The organism is Rhodococcoides kyotonense (genome assembly GCF_900188125.1).
In the GTDB taxonomy this organism is placed as follows: domain Bacteria; phylum Actinomycetota; class Actinomycetes; order Mycobacteriales; family Mycobacteriaceae; genus Rhodococcoides; species Rhodococcoides kyotonense.
This window is the reverse complement of record NZ_FZOW01000015.1, coordinates 41,844-61,110: the sequence shown is the minus strand read 5'-3', so window position 1 is coordinate 61,110 and position 19,267 is coordinate 41,844. Positions and strand designations below refer to the sequence as shown.

The 19,267-nt window shown below is 61.7% G+C and carries 18 protein-coding genes; 9 read left to right on the top strand and 9 right to left on the bottom strand.

Annotated elements, in window-relative coordinates:
• The first annotated feature begins 53 nt into the window (after positions 1-53).
• The 9 genes from CHB96_RS22170 (at position 54) to CHB96_RS30310 (ending at position 9,463) form a co-directional block, all read left to right on the top strand.
• Positions 54-788, top strand: a complete 735-nt coding sequence (locus CHB96_RS22170; protein ID WP_217899974.1) for an SDR family NAD(P)-dependent oxidoreductase — start codon at positions 54-56, stop codon at positions 786-788.
• A gap of 30 nt (positions 789-818) precedes the next feature.
• Positions 819-1,994, top strand: coding sequence for an MFS transporter (locus tag CHB96_RS22165; RefSeq protein ID WP_089250340.1), 1,176 nt, complete (start codon positions 819-821; stop codon positions 1,992-1,994).
• 81 nt (positions 1,995-2,075) lie between these two features.
• The gene (locus CHB96_RS22160) at positions 2,076-3,554 is read left to right on the top strand and encodes an aldehyde dehydrogenase family protein (RefSeq protein WP_245866020.1); all 1,479 of its coding nucleotides are present in this window, start codon (positions 2,076-2,078) and stop codon (positions 3,552-3,554) included.
• A 76-nt stretch (positions 3,555-3,630) separates the two neighbouring features.
• Complete coding sequence (locus CHB96_RS22155; protein WP_089250338.1) at positions 3,631-4,443, top strand: mycofactocin-coupled SDR family oxidoreductase; 813 nt, start codon at positions 3,631-3,633, stop codon at positions 4,441-4,443.
• 444 nt (positions 4,444-4,887) lie between these two features.
• A complete protein-coding gene (locus tag CHB96_RS22150; protein WP_089250336.1) occupies positions 4,888-6,036 on the top strand; it encodes an ABC transporter substrate-binding protein in 1,149 nt (382 codons plus the stop codon).
• Positions 6,037-6,130: 94 nt separating this feature from the next.
• On the top strand, positions 6,131-6,934 hold the full coding sequence (locus tag CHB96_RS22145) for an ABC transporter permease (RefSeq protein ID WP_089250506.1): 804 nt from the start codon (positions 6,131-6,133) through the stop codon (positions 6,932-6,934).
• A gap of 182 nt (positions 6,935-7,116) precedes the next feature.
• On the top strand, positions 7,117-7,899 hold the full coding sequence (locus tag CHB96_RS29790; protein WP_176444433.1) for an ABC transporter permease: 783 nt from the start codon (positions 7,117-7,119) through the stop codon (positions 7,897-7,899).
• 59 nt (positions 7,900-7,958) lie between these two features.
• Positions 7,959-9,095, top strand: a complete 1,137-nt coding sequence (locus tag CHB96_RS22135; RefSeq protein ID WP_089250332.1) for an ABC transporter ATP-binding protein — start codon at positions 7,959-7,961, stop codon at positions 9,093-9,095.
• Between the two features lie 242 nt (positions 9,096-9,337).
• Positions 9,338-9,463, top strand: coding sequence for a hypothetical protein (locus CHB96_RS30310; RefSeq protein WP_281254445.1), 126 nt, complete (start codon positions 9,338-9,340; stop codon positions 9,461-9,463).
• 523 nt (positions 9,464-9,986) lie between these two features.
• On the opposite strand, the gene CHB96_RS22125 is transcribed toward CHB96_RS30310, so the two are convergent.
• From CHB96_RS22125 to CHB96_RS22085, 9 genes are read right to left on the bottom strand one after another with little or no spacing between them, the layout of a single operon-like run.
• Positions 9,987-11,027 (bottom strand): substrate-binding domain-containing protein, encoded by a 1,041-nt coding sequence (locus CHB96_RS22125; RefSeq protein WP_089250328.1) that lies wholly within the window; start codon positions 11,025-11,027, stop codon positions 9,987-9,989.
• A gap of 43 nt (positions 11,028-11,070) precedes the next feature.
• The gene (locus CHB96_RS22120; protein WP_089250326.1) at positions 11,071-12,090 is read right to left on the bottom strand and encodes an ABC transporter permease; all 1,020 of its coding nucleotides are present in this window, start codon (positions 12,088-12,090) and stop codon (positions 11,071-11,073) included.
• Positions 12,087-13,640: a sugar ABC transporter ATP-binding protein gene (locus CHB96_RS22115; RefSeq protein ID WP_089250324.1), complete on the bottom strand. Its 1,554-nt coding sequence runs from the start codon at positions 13,638-13,640 to the stop codon at positions 12,087-12,089. Before CHB96_RS22115 ends, CHB96_RS22120 begins: the two co-directional genes overlap by 4 nt.
• Positions 13,637-14,692 (bottom strand): zinc-dependent alcohol dehydrogenase, encoded by a 1,056-nt coding sequence (locus CHB96_RS22110; protein WP_089250322.1) that lies wholly within the window; start codon positions 14,690-14,692, stop codon positions 13,637-13,639. The genes CHB96_RS22115 and CHB96_RS22110 overlap by 4 nt, the downstream gene beginning before the upstream one ends.
• Entirely contained in the window at positions 14,686-15,450 is a 765-nt protein-coding gene (locus CHB96_RS22105; RefSeq protein WP_089250320.1) for an SDR family NAD(P)-dependent oxidoreductase, read from the bottom strand. Before CHB96_RS22105 ends, CHB96_RS22110 begins: the two co-directional genes overlap by 7 nt.
• Positions 15,447-16,490, bottom strand: a complete 1,044-nt coding sequence (locus CHB96_RS22100) for an NAD(P)-dependent alcohol dehydrogenase (RefSeq protein ID WP_089250318.1) — start codon at positions 16,488-16,490, stop codon at positions 15,447-15,449. Before CHB96_RS22100 ends, CHB96_RS22105 begins: the two co-directional genes overlap by 4 nt.
• Positions 16,487-17,122, bottom strand: a complete 636-nt coding sequence (locus CHB96_RS22095; RefSeq protein WP_089250316.1) for a beta/alpha barrel domain-containing protein — start codon at positions 17,120-17,122, stop codon at positions 16,487-16,489. Before CHB96_RS22095 ends, CHB96_RS22100 begins: the two co-directional genes overlap by 4 nt.
• Positions 17,119-18,603, bottom strand: coding sequence for a xylulokinase (locus CHB96_RS22090; RefSeq protein ID WP_089250314.1), 1,485 nt, complete (start codon positions 18,601-18,603; stop codon positions 17,119-17,121). Before CHB96_RS22090 ends, CHB96_RS22095 begins: the two co-directional genes overlap by 4 nt.
• A complete protein-coding gene (locus CHB96_RS22085; RefSeq protein ID WP_245866018.1) occupies positions 18,600-19,241 on the bottom strand; it encodes an SIS domain-containing protein in 642 nt (213 codons plus the stop codon). The genes CHB96_RS22090 and CHB96_RS22085 overlap by 4 nt, the downstream gene beginning before the upstream one ends.
• Positions 19,242-19,267 lie beyond the last annotated feature (26 nt).

The window sequence follows — 19,267 nt, the reverse complement described above, 5'->3', positions numbered from 1 at the left end:
CGTCGAATGCAGCCTGGACCGCGTGAATGAGCGGCATAACCGGAAAAACGGCTGTGGTTACCGGTGCTGGCGGCGGACTGGGTGTGGCCATTGCGTCGACGCTGGTCGGGCTGGGCGCGAATGTGGCCTTGATCGACCGTGACGAGGAGGCGCTAACGAACGCAGCGGCGTCCATGACCGGGGGAGAAGGTCGCATCGAGACGTTTTGCATCGATCTCGCGGACGCTGAGCAGACCGCGTCGCTTCCCGCGTTGGTCGAGGAGCGAATGGGGCTGATCTCCATACTGGTCAACAATGCCGGCATCCGCTCGATTAGCCCTTTGATCGAGCATTCGCTCGACTCTTGGCGCGCAACCTTGGACGTGAACCTGACGGCCCCTTTTCTGCTGATCAAGAACACCGCTCCTCAAATGCTGGCGTCGGGTGGAGGGGCCATCGTGAACGTGACCTCCGTCGCCGCCGAGTTGGGGTTCAAGAATCGGTCGTCTTACAACGCCTCCAAAGGTGGACTCGAGATGCTCACCAAGTCAGCAGCTCTCGAACTCGGCGGCAGCGGGATCCGGTGCAACGCAGTAGCACCCGGCATCATCGAGACGCCTCTGAACTCGAGCTACTTCCAGGACGAGGCATTCGCGGCAAGGATCGTGGACAATACTCCAGCCAGGGCCTGGGGCAGGCCCAGTGACATTGCAGAAGCCGTCGCATTCCTGTGCGGCGACGGTTCCCGATTCATCAATGGGGCAACGCTTCTGGTCGACGGTGGGTGGAGTGCCGGCAAAGGGTATTGAGTACTCACCTTCGCTCTCGTCCGGGCGAGCGTGAGTACTGCAGCAGCACGCGGCGCCGTCTGCGGTGTCGCGTTGCTTGCTCTGTGTACCGCTGTGGCACAGGGGATGTCGCGATTCTCTTTCGGTCCGCTGGCCCCGGCCATGCTGGGTCGCGAACCAGGGGTGGCGACCGTGGTCGGCGTGCTGGCCATGTGCCATATGCTGGGATACGTCATCGGGTCCATCGCCACACCAGCTCTGGTGCGGCGATGGACGTCGTCAGGTACCGTTCGCGCCGGAGTGTGGACCGTCACCGCCGGACTGGCCTTGCTGACATGGTCTCCGGCGGTATCGGTGATGGCCGCAGGGCTGTTCGCCACCGGCTTCGGTGCCGCCCTGACCTGGATCGTCGCACCCAACCTCGCCGCGAATCTCATCCCCTCACAGCGTGGACTCGCAATCGGACTGATCTCCGGCAGTATGGGGATCGGACTGATAACCGCCAGCCTGCTGGCCGGCTCCGTTCCCGAACATCACTGGCGCGCAGTCTGGCTGGCCGAATGCATGATCTCCGCCGGAATTTCGTGCGCCATCACCAGGTGGCCCCCGCGGCCGAATGAACCGCTGACGACGACCACAGGACATACGCGCATACGCGCGCCGTGGCGTGTTGATTCGCAGTGGCCCTGGTACACAAGCGCCTTTGCAATGTTCAGTTTCGGCGTGGCAATGTGCCAGACGTTCCTGGTTGCAGGCTTGGAACGCAACAACGGCGCCGGAGGACTGTTCTCGCACCTCGCCTACGGGTGCATTGGTGTCGGAATGCTGTTCGGCGGCTTCGCTTTCGAACGACTTTCCAGACACTGGGGACGGGCGCCCACGTCGTGTATTCAATACGCGTTGTTCGCGACGGCTTTGGCAACGGTGCTCGTGATGCCGCACCGTCTCGCGATTCTCCTGACGATCGTCCTGATCGGTGCCACAATGACCGGCACAGCCGCTACCATCATCGCCGACCTCACGGACAGGCACCGGACGATCGTGGCGACTCTCCTGTTCGGAACAGTCTTCCCGTTCGTCGGTGTAGGGCAGGTCCTCGGACCTTTCGTCGGTGGATGGGCGGTGGAATCGTTCGGCTACCACTCCGGATTCCTGCTGTGCGCAGCAGTGTCGGCCCTCGGAGCGGTGCCACTGGCGATAAATACCTGCTTAGCCCGACGGTACTGAACCCGTCCCGATCGTGTGTTGTGGTGCGCATCACTGTATAGGTATAGTCGCTTTTATAGTTATACATAGAAAGGGACTGCAGTGGAGGCAACTTTGCACGAGCTCGACATCGACATTCCCGGTCCGGATGCGGTCTTCATCGGAGGTGAGTGGCATTCGTCGACGTCTACCGAGTGCATCGACGTGATCTCACCCTCGACCGAGGATCTCCTCATACGGGTTGCCAAACCAGAAATCGAAGATGCGGACGCTGCGGTCGCTGCGGCGCGGACCGCGTACGACTCCGGCCCGTGGCCGCGCATGTCGGTATCCGAGCGGACGGAGACCGTCCGAAGATTCTGCACCGCAATGGAGTCGATCTTCCCAGAACTGACACGGGCATGGGCATTCGAGTCCGGCGCCCCGCTCAAGCACGGGACGATGATGAACGAAGGTGCGTCCGCCATGGCATGGCAGGCCTCCCTCGATATCGCACCCACGCTTCCGTGGGAAGAGGACCGCGGTGATGCCATCATCCGCCGCGAACCCACAGGCACTGTCCTGGCGATCCTGACCAACAACGGCCCCGTCCCACTGATGGCGATGAAAGTCGTCCCGGCGTTGCTGGCGGGGTGCCCGGTCGTGGTCAAACACGCACCGGAATCGCAACTCACCGCGCACCTGATCGCCGAGGCTGCTCGCACCGTCGGGTTCCCTCCCGGTGTGTTGAGTTTCCTTCCCGCAGGCACCGAAGTCACGCAGCATCTGGTCTCCCATCCAGGAATCGACCTCGTCACGGTGACCGGCAGCCAAGTCATCGCCCGCGACATTCTTCAGCGAACAGCGCCGCGTCTCGCGCGGACGGCGCTCGAACTGGGTGGAAAATCGCCCGCGATCCTCACCGAAGATGTCGATCTCGGCGAGGTGATGCAAACGCTCGGCGATGGATCGAGCGCTTTCATGGGGCAAATCTGTGTGCTGTTGTCCCGCATTATCGTTCCGCGGTCGCGGTACTCGGAAGTCGAAGCCGCATTGGTCGACTACTACACCTCCCTGGTCATCGGTGACCCGTTCGATGCCGCCACCGACCGCGGCCCCCTCTCCGTCGAACGCGCACGCACCAGAACCGAAGCGTTCGTCGACGGCGCGGTTGCCGAGGGTGCGCGAATCGCATGCGGAGGCAAACGGCCCGAAGGTTTCCCGAAGGGCTGGTACTACGAACCCACGCTCCTGGCCGATGTCGAGAACAAGATGACGGTGGCGCAGGAGGAGGTGTTCGGCCCAGTGGTGTGCCTCATCGGATACGACGACATCGAACACGCGGTCCAAATCGCAAATGACACACCCTATGGCCTCGCCGCAGCCGTCTACTCGAAGGATGCGCCTGCTGCACTCGACATCGCCCGGAAACTGCGCGCCGGATCGGTGGGAGTGAACGTCGCCGGGATGTCGCTGTCCCAGCCGTTCGGCGGCGTCAAGCAATCCGGATGGGGACGTGAATGCGGCCCCGAAGGGATCCTCGAGTTCACCGACCTCAAACAGATGCTCGTCGCCGGCGGCTCCAGCTTCCTCAGCCAATAACGAAATCCTTACTAATTGCACAGTGCGCCACGAGACCGCGCAGTATCCCCGTCATCGACAAGAAACGAGATCGAACATGGCAGATCGACTTGCAGGCAAGGTAGCGTTTATCACCGGCGCAGGACGCGGCCAGGGCCGCGCTCACGCAATCCGGTTGGCTGAAGAAGGCGCCGACATCATCGCCATCGATGCGTGCACCGACTTCGACACAGTCCGATACGCGATGGCATCGGAGGACGACCTCGCCCAGACAGTGAAGCTGGTCGAGGCTCTGGATCGAAGGATCATCGCGTCCAAAGTCGACGTTCGGGACGCGGCAGGTGTGAAGAAGGCTGTCGACGACGGTGTTGCCACACTCGGGCGCTTGGACGTGATCGTCGCCAACGCGGCGATCTGTTCGTGGCAGAAGTGGGACGACACCTCGCCGCAGGTGTGGCAGGACACGCTCGACGTCAACCTCACAGGAGTGTGGAACACGGTCACCGCCGGTGTCGATCATTTGATCGCTGCGGGCGGTGGGTCGATCATCTGCACCAGCTCCACGTCCGGACTCAAAGGCACTCCGTGGCTCGGACCGTATGTCGCCGCCAAGCACGGCGTCGTCGGCATCGTCAAGATGTTCGCCAACGAGCTTGCGCGACATAACATTCGTGCCAACACCGTGCACCCGACAGGCGTCGACACGCCCCTGGCCACGAACGGTTTCGAGATCCTCAACAAGTTCATCGAAGATGATCAGAAGATGGGACCCATCTTCGTCAACCCCATGCCGATCGAACTTCTCGAGCCGCGCGAAATCAGCAACGCTGTGTTGTTTCTAGCGTCGGACGAATCTCGGTACGTGACCGGAACGCAATTGAAGGTCGACGCAGGTAACTGCAACATTTGATTACTCGTGTCTCTGATGGATACGAGGACCAGTCCAGCCTCTCGCACGTCCGCGTCGACCTTCTCTCAGACGTGGTCGGCGAGAGGCCGGATGGAAGCCAGAGCCACGCGAATGCATTGCACGAGTTGATAAGTCACCCGTAGCGACGCATCCGCGCGTTCGATTTACCTCGTTCCTTCGGTCGGGCGACGGATCGCTTTTCCATCCCCTGCGCTATCGAAGCGGACTCTTCTTCAGCACATTTCCGCGCCGGAGATGCGCGCAGATCGTACGCTATGCTCCGCCGTCCCTGACGTTCCAGAGTAGCAATCATGGCAATCGGCTGAACCGAAAGAGTGCCCTTCTAAATGCCATGTCCAGTCTGCCAGGCCGGGCCTAGGCCTCCCAATTTCATCCACCCTCGTCAGTCGGGGTACCTCGACATGACACGAGCTAGGGAAAACGATGCTTCAATCGCTCCGCACTTCTTCGAGCTGCGTTGGTCGAAAAACCGTTGTCGGCCGGGTGCTGCGCTATGCCGTCGTCGCTTCTGTCACCACCACCCTGATCCTGACTGTCGGCTGTAGCTCGCCAGCGCAGCAACCCGCTCAGTCCGACGGTGTGTCGAACTCGGATGCGGGCGGAGACGCGGCCTGGCAGGAGACTGTCCAGGCCGCGAAGAGCGAGGGCCGCGTTGTTGTGTACCTGAGCATCACGGGAGTCGAAGACACGTTGAAACAAGCGTGGAGCGCGGCATACCCCGACATCACCTTGGAAGTGTTCAGAGCAGGCAGCGCCGAACTGCTTTCACGTCTCGACCAGGAGAAGGGAACTGCTACCAGTGGCGCCGACGCCGTCGTCATGGCCGACGCCGGCTGGTATCGAGACAATGCGGCTCGCCTGCTTCCGCCTACCGGGCCCGGTTACTACGAGCGTTGGGATGGAACTGAGTACTCCTATGAGGACGGCAAATACGTCCTTGTTGACGCCGCGCCACTCGGATTGGTCTCCAACACTGACGCCGTGGAAGAACTGGGGGCAGATCCCATCGAAGAATACGAGGATCTGCTGCAGCCCGAACTTGCAGGCAACCTTGCCTTCACACCGGCGCAGAACGCGTCGGCCGCCTTGCAGTGGTGGTACACCGTTTCCGATGCCGTGGGGGGCACCGATGCTCTTGAAAAAATTGCAGATCTTGCTCCGCACCCTTACCCCAGCCTGATGCCTCTGGTACAGGCCGTGGCGGCCGGTGAACAAGCAGTTGGCGCGTACTCGTCCCTGGCCGCTGCCTACGAGTTGCAGGATCAGGGCGCCCCGATCGAAGTGACGGTTCCCAGCCCGGCCGTGGGTGGGGGCCACTTCGTATCGGTCGTCGACTGGTCCGCCAACAAAAATGCCGCACAGGTGTTTCGCAATTGGATTCTTTCACCTGCGGGTCAAATAGCACTCAACGGTGCCGGTGACATGTACACCCCGCTTTCTATCGCCGATATCCCCGAGGCTCCGGCCGAAATGGTCTCGATTCCCGATGACATGGTCGTCACCGATGGAATCGTGACTGCCGAGCAGCAGAAGTGGTTCGACGACGCTTGGACTCCGATCTTCGAGGGCTGAACGGGCCAAGCGACGCCGCGAATGGTGCGATCACGGACGGCCACAAGCCTGGTTGTCCGTGCAGTGCCAGGCAACCAGAGAATGGAAGTTGACAATGTCGCAGACGAAATATGGCCGATCGGCCATCAGCGAAGGACTCCGACGAAATCGACCGTCGGACCAGGAAGCGCTTGAAGACGGTCAAGCTCATCGCCGGCGGAATTGGTTGCGATCGACGTCCCCGCAACTTCGCTGGGGTCTATTGGCGATATTGTTCGTCATCCTGATCGCATGGCCACTGGTACGGCTTCAGCTAGCAGGACTCTCGGATGGGGGGTCCGCTTTCCACCGTGTCTTCGCAACCCCGGGCATAGGTCAGGTCTTTGCAAATACCTTCATCATCGCCCTTGGATCGGTGGCAGTCGCCACTGTATGTGGTGTCGGGTTGGCTTGGTCGGTGTACAGATCACCGAGCCGCATCCGCGGCTGGATTTCCATGCTGCCGATCATCCCGCTGATGATTCCTGCGGTTGCCAGCATCAGTGGCTACGTGTATCTGTTCTCGCCCAAGGTCGGTTTGATCAATCAATGGCTCAGGGAGTTCGGAGTAGGGTCGGGTACCTCCGGCCCCCTCGACGTCTACTCGATGACCGGAATTGTGTTCGTCACTGGGTTCAGTCTCACGTCATTCGTCTATTTGTTCGTCAATGCAAGCCTGCAACAACGTGGTTCGGAATTCGAGATGGCCGCAGCGACCTGCGGCGCGAATCCGCTCAGGGTCTTCTTCACCGTTACCTTGCCACTGCTTCGGCCTGCGATCGTGTATTCGGCGGGCATCACGTTTCTGCTCGAATCGGGCAGTTCGCGGCACCTCTGCTGTTGGGGGCATCGAACAACATCGATGTTGTCACGACGCTGATTTACGAGACGACGCAGCGGTACCCGATCGACTATGGATTCGGCGCTGTACTCGGTGCACCACTCATTCTTGCCGGCATCACTGTGGTTATTTTTCAGAGGTGGAGTCTCCGGGACGAACGCAGGTACGTCGGTGTATCGGGTAAGGGTAAATACGCTTCTCAACAAACGTCGGGGTGGGCCGTGGTTCCGGTCGCTGTCTACATTGTCGTTGCTGTTCTGCTCCCGGTCGGATCGTTGATCGTCACCTCGCTGTCCCCGTTCTGGTCGGGTAAAGTCGACCCGTCGAACTTCACTCTGCGAGCATTCGAGAGGGCCTTTTCGGATCCGACCACGGTCAAGGCGGTGACGACGAGCTTCACGGCGGCCTTCATCACCCTGTTGATCGTACTTCCGCTCGGTTTTCTTGCTGCGGTGGCATTACTCCAGCGCACCAAGGTGCCGGGCCCGATTCGGTGGGTCATCGACATGCTGTCGAGTGTCTCTCTGGGGATCCCGGCAGCCTTGTTCGGCTTCGCGCTTCTGTTCACCTACAGCGGGCAGCCCTTCCAGCTGTACGGTACGACCGCGATCATCGTCGTGGCGTATGTGACTCTCATGATTCCTCAGGCTGTGAGACCTCAACTTTCTTCGCTGCTTTCCACGAGTAACGAGTATGTAGAGGCATCGACCGTCAGCGGTGCAGGTGCGGTCCGTACGGCAACGCTAATCACCGTTCCGATGGCTCGCACAGGAATTGCCGTCGCCAGCGCAATGGTGGTCGTACTCGTCTTTCACGAGTTCGCGGCGTCAGTCATGGTCCGCTCTCCTCAAACTCAAGTCATGGGTACGTTGCTGTTCGATGAGTGGACTTCGGGAACCGCGCCCGGTGTTGCTGTGGTTGCTCTCATCATGATTGCAGTAACCGCGGTCGGCGTTGGACTCGCGTTGGCAATCGGTGGCAGAAGAGCGTTGGAAAATATCTGAATCGAAACCGAAAAGCGCACATCACAACTAAAGCCGTATCCAGTGAAGGTTGAATAGACATGAGCCAAGTGCAGATAAAAGAACTCACGCGACGTTACATTCGCGGCGCAGCCGCAGCAGTCGATGACGTAAGTGTCGACGTCGAAGACGGCGAATTTCTAGTGCTGCTCGGGCCTAGTGGATGCGGAAAAACGACTTTGTTGCGGTGTTTGGCGGGACTGGAAAAGCCGAACGGCGGTGAGATCGTGATCGGCGGACAAGTAGCGTTCGACGCCGAACGTAGCGTTGCTACTCCGCCCTACAAGCGCGACATCGGCATGGTTTTCCAGAATTACTCGTTGTGGCCACATATGAGCATTGCACGTAATGTTGCCTATCCGCTGTCCGCTCGGAAGGTAAAAAGTAGCGAGCGAAAAAGTAGGGTGATGAAGGCGCTCGGAATGGTGGAATGCGAGGGACTTGCTGACAGGTTGCCTTCCTCTCTCAGCGGCGGACAACAACAACGAATCGCCCTGGCGCGAGCGGTCGTGGCGGAACCGCGTTTGATGCTGTTCGATGAGCCGCTCAGCAATCTCGACTACCGACTGCGTGCACAACTTCGGGAAGAGATTCGCGAGATCCATAGGCGCCTCAATTTCACGGCCCTCTACGTCACTCACGACCAAACAGAGGCGCTGCAACTAGGAACGCGAGTGGCAGTGATGAAGCTCGGGAGAATCGAGCAAATTGACACCCCAGAGGCTGTCTTTTCCTGGCCCAGTAGCGTTTATGTGGCTGACTTTTTGGGAATCACGAACAGGCTGAGTGCGCAGCTGCGTTCCGGCCGGTGGACCGCTGGCGCAACGGCCGTCGCGTTCAACCACGAACCTGGATTGATGCCGGACGACAAATACACTTTGTTCATGCGTAATTCTGATGTTTCTTTGCGGCATCCGAATAAGGGCTCCGCGAACCCTTCTGAACTGCGTCTACAGAGCGCAACGATCGTGGACATTCTGTACGGCGGCGAGCGAAGCGATTGGGTCGTCGACCTCGACGGAGTTCGATTGCAAGCGTCGGCGGCCGTCAACACGTGGTCACACCAGATCGGAGACACCGTGGACGTCGTCCTTCCATCCGCTGCGGTGTTGCACTACGGATCCGACGATCAACTCGTGCGTCCATCGTGTGAATCGGTAACGAATACCTCATGCTAGCCCTGGGACTTCTATCCAGTTTCGGACTACAGCTCGACAGAGTCGAGAAAGTGTCCAGCCTCGTCGCTGGCTCGAATAGTGTGGGGGTTGTCGCTCCGGCTCTTGATCCATGGTTCAGTGTCTTTATTGAGCTGCCACCGCCGATTGACGCAAGAAAGGCTTCGCGCGAAATTCTGAACAGACCCTAGCTGAATCACTCCAGGTTTGATGCCGCTTCCTTCTGGGTCAGGAAGGATGAGCACATGCCTAAGAAGATCGATCTGGAGGTCTGCGCGCGGGCTTTGCAGTTGTTGGAGACCCACGGCCCGGAGTATCGGTCGACGACTGGTGCGGAGACAATCGCCGAGCAGGTCGGTGTCGGTCAGTAGACGGTGCGGCGTTGGGCGGTGCAGGCGCAGATCGATGCCGGCGACCGGACCGGAATCACCTCGACCGAGGCCGACGAGATCGAGAGTCTGAAAGCCGAGAACAAGCAGCTTCGCGAGGACGTCGCGATCTTGAAAGCGGCAACGACTTTTCGCGAGGGAATGATGCTACACGTCTCCACTCGAGTATCGGGCACGTGCCCCCATCGCGTACGAAACTCGCTACGACACTGCCTTCGGAACCGAGGTTCAGCCCTAACTGGAGGCGGCACACAACCTTGGGTGATTCAAGCCGCCTTCATGCGGCAGCTACCGAACGGCGAAGTCGAGTTTCTTCCTGTCTTGAATCACGACGGTGGTCTTGTGAGATATCCAAGACTGGATTCGATATGTGTGGAAATGGTCGTGAGAATAGATGCGTCGCGGGTGGACGAGCGGGTGAAGGCGTCTCCGGTGGGTTGAGCTGTGGAATTCGAGGCGGGACGGGCCGTGAGCTCCGTCCCGCCTCGAAGCGGTGGTGGGACCCCTACTGGCCGGGTATTCCCTCGTTGGCGATATCTCCTGTTTCGAGGTTCTGGTTGGTCAGGTCCACGAGTTGGTCGAGGAAGGCTTGCCGTTCGGTGACAACATGTTCGATAGCGACGTCGACGTTGTCGGCTGTGATGGCCGGCATCGTGTAGACGGGTTCGGTGTCGGTGTCTTCGCCGTTGGCGATTTTGTTCGCCACCGCGAGTCCGGCGGAGAGTTCGACAGTTCCGTTCTGTAGGGAGGTACCGATGAACTCGCCGCTCTTGACGGCGTTCAGACCGTCTTCGATGCCGTCGATTCCGACGATGGGTACGTCGGTTCGGCCAGCTTCCTTGAGGGCCTGCAGGGCACCGAGACCCATGTCGTCATTCTGGGAGACGACTCCGTCGATCTGGTCACCGAAGCTGGAGAGCCAGTTCTTGGTCTTGTTGACCGCTTCGTCACGTTTCCAGTTCGCTGTGTCCTTGGCGAGGACCTTTATGTCAGGGTATTTGGCGAGGACCTGATCAATACCGGCACCGCGGTTGATCTCGCCGGAACCGCCGAGAGGACCTTGAAGAATCACGATGTTGCCGCGGCCTCCAAGCTTGTCGGCCATCATCTGCATCTCCTGCGCGCCCGCTGCCACGTCATCGGGCTGTACGTTGCCGGAGATCTGATCAGTTTCGAGTTCGGCGTTGACCGCAATGACAGGAATGTCCTTGTCCTTTGCGGCCTGAACCTGCGGGGCCAGGGAATCAGCCTGGACGGGAACGACGATGATCGCGTCGACACCCTGGTTGATGAGTGAATCGACCTGGCTGGCCTGGACCGAAACATCGTTTCCTGCTGAGTTCCACAACAGTTCGATGTTGTTGGCTGCAGCGTACGTTTCCATTCCCTCCTTGCCTGCCGTGATGAACGAGCTCATGTCGTACACAGTGACGCCTATACGCGTCATGCCGTCCTGTGCGCTGGTATCGCCTGCGCCGCAGGCGGTGACGCCGACGGCGAGCAGGCCTGTGGCCGCTACGGTCAGCACCTTGGAAGCAAACTTCATTGTCTTCTCCGGATCGATGGAAGGGGGATGAAAAGCGGGTGGATCAGATTCTTCGTTTGGACGACCAGACATCGACCGACACGGCTGCCACGATGAGAACGCCCTTGATGACGTCCTGCCAGTAGGCGGGGACGACCAACAGATCCAGACCGTTGTTGAGGGTCTGAATCATGAACAGGCCCAGAGCGGTTCCCCAGATCGTGCCGCGTCCGCCCATGAGACTCGCTCCACCGATGACTACCGCTGCGATGGCATCGAGCTCGTAGCCCTGTCCGAGGTTGGGAGGTCCCGAGATCACGCGGGAGGCCAGCATGACCCCTGACAGTCCCGCGAGAACTCCGGACAATGCATAAACGCTGAAGAGCACGTTCTTGGCATTGATGCCGGCGATCTCGGCTGCGGTGCGGTTACCGCCGACGGCGTAGACGCGCATACCGTAGGCGGTTCGCTTCATGACCACCGCTAGGACGATGATGCCGATGATCATCACGAGAACGGGGATCTGGAGGCCGAAGACCTTGGTGTTGGCGATCTGACCGAATTCGGCCGGGAGGCCGTTGATCGGTGCACCGCCGCCGATCACATACGCGAAACCTGAACCGGCAGTAAGCATACCCAGTGTTGCAATGAACGGAGGAACATTGATGCGAGAAACCAGGTATCCGTTGATCGAGCCTGCGACCAGTCCGACGGCCATCGCAACCAGAACGGTCATCCAGATCTGGCCCGGATTCGCTTTGGCCACAGCGGCCGACGCCATCGCAGAGACGGCAATGACGCTACCGACCGAAAGGTCGATGCCGCCGGTGAGGATCACGAGGGTCTGTCCGAGGGCGATCAGAGCGAACGGAGCGGCCGCGACGAGGATCGTCTGCAGGTTGTCCACGGTGCCGAATCGCGCACTGCGGTAGGAGAAGTACCCGATGACGAGCAACATGACGATGACCATGGAGTAGCGCAGTGCCAGCGCTCCGGCCCATGCACCGGAGAACCGGCGCACCGGCTCGCCGGTGGTGGCCGACACGGACGTCTTGTCGTCCGTGTCAGCGACGGGTGTTGTCACTGTTGTGCCTCCTCGAGTGACGGCCGCTGGTCGGCCGCAAGGGTTTCACTTCGTGTGTCCAAGGCAGTGGCCATGCGGAACACCGAGTCCTGAACTTTTGGGTGATCTAGCGCGTCCCGATCGAGTTCGCCGACGAAGGCTCCCTCGCGCATGACGAACGCACGGTGCGAGAGACCTACGATCTCCGGCATGTCCGACGAGGCCATGACGACAGCCATTCCGCGGCTGGCGAATTCGGTGATGATGCGATAGATCTCGGAGCGGGCTCCGACGTCGACGCCGCGCGTGGGCTCGTCGAGTAGCAGCACGTTGACGGTCCCGGTCAACCAACGAGCGAGGACGACTTTCTGCTGGTTTCCACCCGACAGCGTTCCGACACTCTGGCTCATCCCGCGACTCCGTAGTCGCACGGACTCCATCGCTCCGGACACGGCCGTGGAACGTGACTTGTTGCGCAGCCATCCGGCAATGCTGAACGACGAGAGTCTGGGAAGAGATCCGTTGTCCAGCACGTTCATCGACAGCACGACGCCGTTGACCTTGCGGTCCTCGGGCACCATGGCCATGCCTGCAGTGATCGCGGCGGCCGGCTTGCCTTTGGCTACCACCTTGCCGTCGACCTTGACGGTTCCCGACGTGACGCTGCGCATTCCGAACAGCGCTTCGAGCAGCTCGGTACGGCCTGCGCCGACCAGACCTGCAAGTCCGACGATCTCGCCGCGTCGGACCGTCAGGTTCACCGGTGTCGACGCGCCGGCGACATGGAGGTTCTCGACCTCGAGAACGACGTCGCCCGTGGCCTTACCGACTGTGGGGAAGAGGTTCTCGAGTTCCCGGCCGATCATCGCGGTGACGATCTCGTCGTCGGTGATGTCGGTCAGCTTCTCATCTGTAATCAGCTTGCCGTCCCGGAGCACGACGACTCTATCCGCGATCGCGCGGATCTCGGCCATCTTGTGTGTGGTGTAGACCATGGCGACACCGCGATCACGCAGTTGCTGCATCACCTTGTACAGGCCTCCGACCTCGCGCTCGGAGATGGCTGACGTCGGTTCGTCGAGCATGACGACCTGAGCGCCGGTCCTGGCCGCCTTGACGATCTCGATGATCTGACGGAGGCCGACCGGCAAACTGCCCATTCGAGCGGTCGGCGAGATCGAGACGTCGAACACTGCAAGCGATTCGGCGGCTTCCTTGATCATCGTGCGACGATCGAGAAAAATTCCCCGCTTCTTCTCGCGTCCGACGAACATGTTCTCGTACACCGTCATGTCGTCGATGGACGCGAGTTCTTGCGGCACGATCGCAACTCCGTGTCGGACGGCATCCCGAGGGTCTCCGGACGACAGCGTGTGCTCGCCGATCGTCACGATGCCGGTGTCGGCGCGAAGCTGGCCGGTCGCGATCTTCATGAGCGTCGACTTGCCTGCACCGTTCTCACCTGCCAGGGCGGTGACGGTGCCGGGCTGGAGTTCGAGCGAAATGCCCTTGAGGACAGGTATTCCGCCGAAACTCTTCGTCACCTCCTGGCATTCGAGCAGCCGTGTCACGGTCGGTCTCCGACGGTGATCAGGACTTTCACGTGCTCGGGGTCGGTAGATGCGGCGAATGCCTCGGCTGCTCGTTCGAGCGGGTATTCAGCGGTGACGAACTCGTCGATCGGCACGACACCCTCGGTGAGCATGTCGATGGCTTCCTGTACGTCGGAGCGGACGTACATCAGGCATCCGGCGAGGATGATCTCGCGATCTTGGATCAGGTCAAGGGGCACCGGCGTGGATCCCGCGGCGACTCCGACGATCAGGACAGCTCCGCCCTTGTCGACGATGTCGACGGCCTGTGCCACAGAGGATTCACGCGCGACGCAGTCGATGACGACGTCAGCGGGTCCCCCGAGCGCGTCCTTGGCTGCCGTGACGGCGTCGGAGGTGGTCGGGTCGAAACTACCGACTGCGCCGAGTCGTTCGGCGCGAGCACGCTTGGAATCGAGCAGATCGGCGACGACCACGATGGCACCGGCGCGACGTGCGGCCAGAAGGACGAACAGTCCGATCGGGCCGGCGCCGAACACGACGACGCGCTTGGCGTCCAGCCCACCGACCAGGCCTGCCGCGCGGCGAACGGCGTGGACGGGCGTCGCGAGCGGCTCGATGAGAGCTGCGTGGCGATCGTCGAGCTCGTCGGCGAGGGGAATCACGCGGTCCTCGGCGATGGTGAACGCATCGGTGAGGCCACCGGGGGTCTGGCAACCGAAGACGGCCAGTTCGGCGCAGATGTTGTAGCGGCCGGCCCGACACTGTGTGCATTGACCGCATGCGAGGTTCGGCTCGACGACCACGCGCTTGCCGAGCAGAGATGCGTCGGCACCGTCTCCGGTGGCGTCGACGACACCGACGACCTCGTGGCCGGGGCGGAACGGCAAGTCGATGAACGGATGTCGTCCATGGGCCGCGTGGATGTCGGAACCACAGATGCCGACGACGGTGCTGCGCACGCGGACTTCACCCGCTCCCGCATCAGGGGTGGAGACGCTTTCCACGCTGACCTCGTCGATGCCTTCGACGAGGATGCGACGAACCGTCGATACTTCGGTGCCTACCATGCTGTGTAGCCTCCATCTGCAACCAGAACAGATCCGGTGATGAAACTTGCTGCGTCACTGGCCAGGAAGACGACGCTCGGTGCGATCTCTTCGGGCATGGCGTAACGCTGCATCGGTGCGTCGTCGATCCAGTAACGCTTGAGATCGGGACGATCGACCGGAGCCATTTCGGTCTTGCAGTAGCCGGGAGCGACTGCGTTGACACGAATTCCAAGAGGACCCCATTCGGCGGCCAGGGACTTGGTCAGGTGATGTACGGCGGCCTTGGATGCGTTGTACGCAGGCTGCATCTGGGGACGATTGACGATGAGACCGGACATCGATCCGATGTTCACGACCGAGCCGGTGCCGCGCTCTCGCATATGAGCGCCGACGGAGATGCTGCACTCCCACAGTGCTTTGACGTTGAGGTCGAAAACGTTGTCCCATTCGCTCTCGGTGACGTCCCAGGATTCGTTGTGGTAGCAGGTACCCGCGTTGTTGACGAGGATGTCGATGTGGCCGAGCTTGTCGATGGCCTCGGCGGTCATGCGCTCGATGTCGGCGTGCTTGGTGATGTCTGCAGTGATCTCTGCGAACTCGAAGCCTTCGGCCGCCGCTTCGGTGACCACCTTGGCGTTGCGTTCAGCGCTTCGCCCGGCGATGGCGACCTTGGCGCCGGCCGCGGCGAGACCGAACGCGAACGCGCGCCCGAGGCCTTGGTTGCCGCCGGTGACGATTGCAGTACGTCCGGTCAGATCAAAAGGATTGTTACTCATGCAGGCACCACTATCGACTTGAGGCTGGCAGGGTCGGTGTCACTTTCGAGCGCGTCGGCGACGTGCTCGAGGTCGTAGCGTCCCGTGACGAGGCGATCGAGATCGACTAGCCCTGAGGACGCGAGATGTATTGCAGCGGGCCAGGTATCGGTGTATCGGAAGACCCCGGTGACGGTGATCTCCAGATTCTGGATATGACTGACCGGTAGGGCGTAGTTATCGGCACCCATGCCGACGAGCACGACGCGACCGGCGGGGCCGACGGCGCGGATGCCGCTCTGGATGGCGGGGACGGCGCCACTGGCGTCGACGAACGCGTCGACCGGCGGGTCGAGAGCTGCGACGTCCTGCGTCATCGGGTCGATGACCTCGGTGGCACCGAAGGTCAGTGCCCGCTCACGACGGGATTCGACCAAGTCGGACACCACGATGCGCGATGCGCCGAATGCACGGGCTGCCTGCGCGGTGATGATGCCGATCGGACCGGCGCCGGCAATGAGGATGGACGATCCGGGCACGATGCCTGCCTTGCGCATCGTCGTGACGGCGACCGAAAGCGGCTCGAGCAGCGCTGCGGCCTCGTCAGACAGCGAATCGGGGACCGGATGCGCGAAATCGGCGTCGATGGTGACGTAGCGGCAGAACGCTCCGTCGATCGGCGGCGTCGCGTAGAACTTCATGTGCGGGCAAAGGTTGTAGCGACCGGCCATACACTGCTCGCATCGCCGGCACGGGTGCTGCGGCTCCACTGCGACGCGCTGGCCGATGCGGCTCTCGTCGACACCCTCGCCGACGGCGGAGATGCGGCCGGACAGTTCGTGGCCTAGGACCATCGGATCGTTGACGACGAAGTCGCCGATGCGGCCTTCGCGGTAGTAATGCACGTCGGAGCCACACACACCGACAGCGGCTACCTCGATGAGGACTTCGTACGGGGCCGGGGTGGGAACGGGACGCTCTTCTATTGTCAGCGTCCGAACGCCGGTCATCACGCTCGCACGCATCGATGATGCGGGAGGTGTGGGCTGGGCGGTGGTCATGATTGTCCTTCCGACAGAGAGATTTCGGTCGATGAAGCTTCGGTGAGTAGGGCGCGTCCGACGACTACAGTGCTCACCCCTGCATCCAGGCATTGCGGGATCAGCTCAGGTGTGACGCCGCCGTCTACTGCGACCGCGATATGGGGCGCGAGGACGCGGGACAGGGCGAGCCGGGATGGGTCTGCTGCACCCGAAGTACCGGGTTCGAGGAGCATGATCAGCAGCCCGTCGTAGCCATCGAACTCGTCGGCGGCGGGGATGTTTGCGCCGAACTCGTCCCACAGTGCCGCCCAAATTCGGGTTGTAGGGCGGTCCACGTGAATTCCGTACGGCACATAGAGATCTGCGCAATCGGGAACCAGTGGCAGCAGAGGCTCGACTCCTTCAGCTGTACCGATCAGGTGGATGCCGAGAAGCTCGCGGGGGACGATTGCGGCCAGCTCGGCCAGCTCCTCGACAGTCACACCGGACGGTAGTCCTTCGTGCGGTGCCATGACGTCGGCGTGGACGGCGATGCCTGCGTCGACGAGAGTCCTAGCCGTCTCGGCGCGGAAGCCCGGGGCCGCGGTGTAGACGCTGCCCGCGAGGTAAGTTTCATGGCCGGCATACCACGGTGCAAGGGAGAGCTTCATCGGGTAGCCCGCCTGTCCAGGGCTTCGACGTCGGCTGCTCGAGCCCACTGAGCGCGCAGACCCGGGAGATCGCGGGTGCTGTCGCGAGGATGGATGGTCATGCGTGCTGGCGGAGCCCACCGTTGCGCGATCTCGATCATTCCGTCGACGTCGGCATCGGCAGCGACAGCAGCGGCTTGTACGCAAGCTCCGCGTGCGGTGGCTTCATCGGTGTCGGGAACGACGACGACTTCGTCTGCCAGGTCGGCCAATAGCTGAAGATTGGCGTGTGAGCGAGTTCCTCCACCGACAACCGTCAGCGGCCCTTCGCAACGCACCCCGAATGAACGCAGAGCGTCGCGCCCGCTCAGCAACGACAGCAACGGGCCTTCGAGGAACGCACGGGCGATCTCTTCACGGGTGGTCGCCGAGGTGATATTCGACAGCAATCCACGTGCATGTGGCCTGTTGGGTGTGCGTTCGCCGTCGAGGAAGGGGACAAGGATCGGCCCGATCGTCGGTCCTGCCGCCAGGGCCAGGTCGGCGACCCCCGCGTGGTCGGTGCCGAGGATCCGCGCCGCGGTATCCCCGACGCGCGCTGCGTTGAGCGTCGAGACAAGAGGAAGGTATCCACCGGTGGTGTCGGCAACACCGTCGACGGTTCCGCTTTCGTCGAAAACAGGCGTGCGGCTGGATGTCGCGACGACCCCGGAGGTGCCGAGGCCGATGTACTGATCACCGTCGCCGAGCCCGAGACCGAGATATGCAGCATGTTGGTCCCCTGCACCTGCAGCAACGAGCACCGTCCCGGTGATTCCGAGCTCGGCAGCTGCCGTCTCGGCCAGGTGCCCCGCAGGTTCTGCACCGGTGAGAACGGTGGGCAGCATTGGCAGCCAGTCACGCGCGCCGGCGGCTGCGTCGAGGTATTCCGGGAGCCAGGTGGAGGTGGTTGCGTCGAAATATCCTGTTCCCGAAGCGTCGGAGCGGTCTGTGACCGCGCGCCCGCTCAGGCGGTAAGTCAGGTAGTCATGGGGGAGCAGGATCCTGCGTGCGCTGTCCAACAGGGCGGGTTCGTGGTCGGCGACCCAGGCGAGTTTGGCGATGGTGAACGCGGCTGTAGGAAGCGTTCCGACGCGACGGACCCATTCGGAGCCTCCGATGGTGTCGATCAGCTTGCTCAGCTGATCGGCACCGGTGGTGTCGTTCCACAGTTTCGCCGGGCGGAGTGGTTCGTCGTCCTCGCCCAGCAATACCAATCCGTGGCACTGTGCGGCCACCGAAATAGCGGCGACCTGAACATCACCGGAGCGTCCGATTGCAGTGCGGACGGCACTGACCAGGGCGTCCCACCACGACCGCGGGTCCTGCTCGCTGCACGGGGGAAAGGCAGGAGTGTGCGGGGCGAATCCAGAACCCAGGAGTTCTCCGGTGAGCGCGTCGCGCACTTCGGCTTTGCAGGACTGGGTGGAGGAGTCGATTCCGATGACGACACAATGGCTCATGATCCGACCACCGGGGTGTTGTCACTGTCCAGTACGTCCTCGCGGGTACCGACACCGCCTGCGGGGTGAAGGTGCACCACGTCGTGCATAGTGTGTCCGGTCAAGGCCATGGTCACTACGCTGACGGCGTCGCCCCAAGCGCCCACAGCCAGTGTGCTCGCGAGCGCGATCATGTTTCCGGGGTCGGCGTCGGGTTCGGTGGCGGGCAGCACTGCGGCCTCGGTTGCTGCCGCACCAAAGGGCGAATCGGCCACTTCGGTGATCGCGACGACGTGGACGCCGCGGCCAACGAGCCGAGTGACTAGCTGCGTCAGTTCGGTCGAGCGACCGGACTTCGAGATGGCAAGGACGAGGTCATCGGTGCCGATCGCTCCCATCCCGCCGTGCAGTGCGTCCATGGCAGGCAGATACAGCGCAGGGGCGCCGCAGACCGAGAGCAGATGGGCCAACCGTTCTGCCATGATTCCTGAGGTGCCAGAACCAGTGGTGATTACCTTGCCGGTGGCCTCGACTACGGCATGAGCGACACGGACGACGCTCGGTTCGACGGAGTTCGCCAGATTGGCCAGGCCTGCCGCTTCTCGAACCAATACGGTGTGCGCGAGACGCTGCAGTGCAGCGTCGTCGAGCTTGCTCATATGATGTACCCCAATGCTCACTTGAT

What these genes read in the sequence shown, in the direction of transcription:
- CHB96_RS22155 (WP_089250338.1), top strand. Translation starts at nt 3,631, where the DNA reads ATGGCAGATCGACTTGCAGGCAAGGTAGCGTTTATCACCGGCGCAGGA.
- CHB96_RS22150 (WP_089250336.1), top strand. Translation starts at nt 4,888, where the DNA reads ATGCTTCAATCGCTCCGCACTTCTTCGAGCTGCGTTGGTCGAAAAACC.
- CHB96_RS22145 (WP_089250506.1), top strand. Translation starts at nt 6,131, where the DNA reads ATGTCGCAGACGAAATATGGCCGATCGGCCATCAGCGAAGGACTCCGA.
- CHB96_RS22135 (WP_089250332.1), top strand. Translation starts at nt 7,959, where the DNA reads ATGAGCCAAGTGCAGATAAAAGAACTCACGCGACGTTACATTCGCGGC.
- CHB96_RS30310 (WP_281254445.1), top strand. Translation starts at nt 9,338, where the DNA reads ATGCCTAAGAAGATCGATCTGGAGGTCTGCGCGCGGGCTTTGCAGTTG.
- CHB96_RS22125 (WP_089250328.1), bottom strand. Translation starts at nt 11,027, where the DNA reads ATGAAGTTTGCTTCCAAGGTGCTGACCGTAGCGGCCACAGGCCTGCTC.
- CHB96_RS22110 (WP_089250322.1), bottom strand. Translation starts at nt 14,692, where the DNA reads ATGGTAGGCACCGAAGTATCGACGGTTCGTCGCATCCTCGTCGAAGGC.
- CHB96_RS22105 (WP_089250320.1), bottom strand. Translation starts at nt 15,450, where the DNA reads ATGAGTAACAATCCTTTTGATCTGACCGGACGTACTGCAATCGTCACC.
- CHB96_RS22100 (WP_089250318.1), bottom strand. Translation starts at nt 16,490, where the DNA reads ATGACCACCGCCCAGCCCACACCTCCCGCATCATCGATGCGTGCGAGC.
- CHB96_RS22095 (WP_089250316.1), bottom strand. Translation starts at nt 17,122, where the DNA reads ATGAAGCTCTCCCTTGCACCGTGGTATGCCGGCCATGAAACTTACCTC.
- CHB96_RS22090 (WP_089250314.1), bottom strand. Translation starts at nt 18,603, where the DNA reads ATGAGCCATTGTGTCGTCATCGGAATCGACTCCTCCACCCAGTCCTGC.
- CHB96_RS22085 (WP_245866018.1), bottom strand. Translation starts at nt 19,241, where the DNA reads ATGAGCAAGCTCGACGACGCTGCACTGCAGCGTCTCGCGCACACCGTA.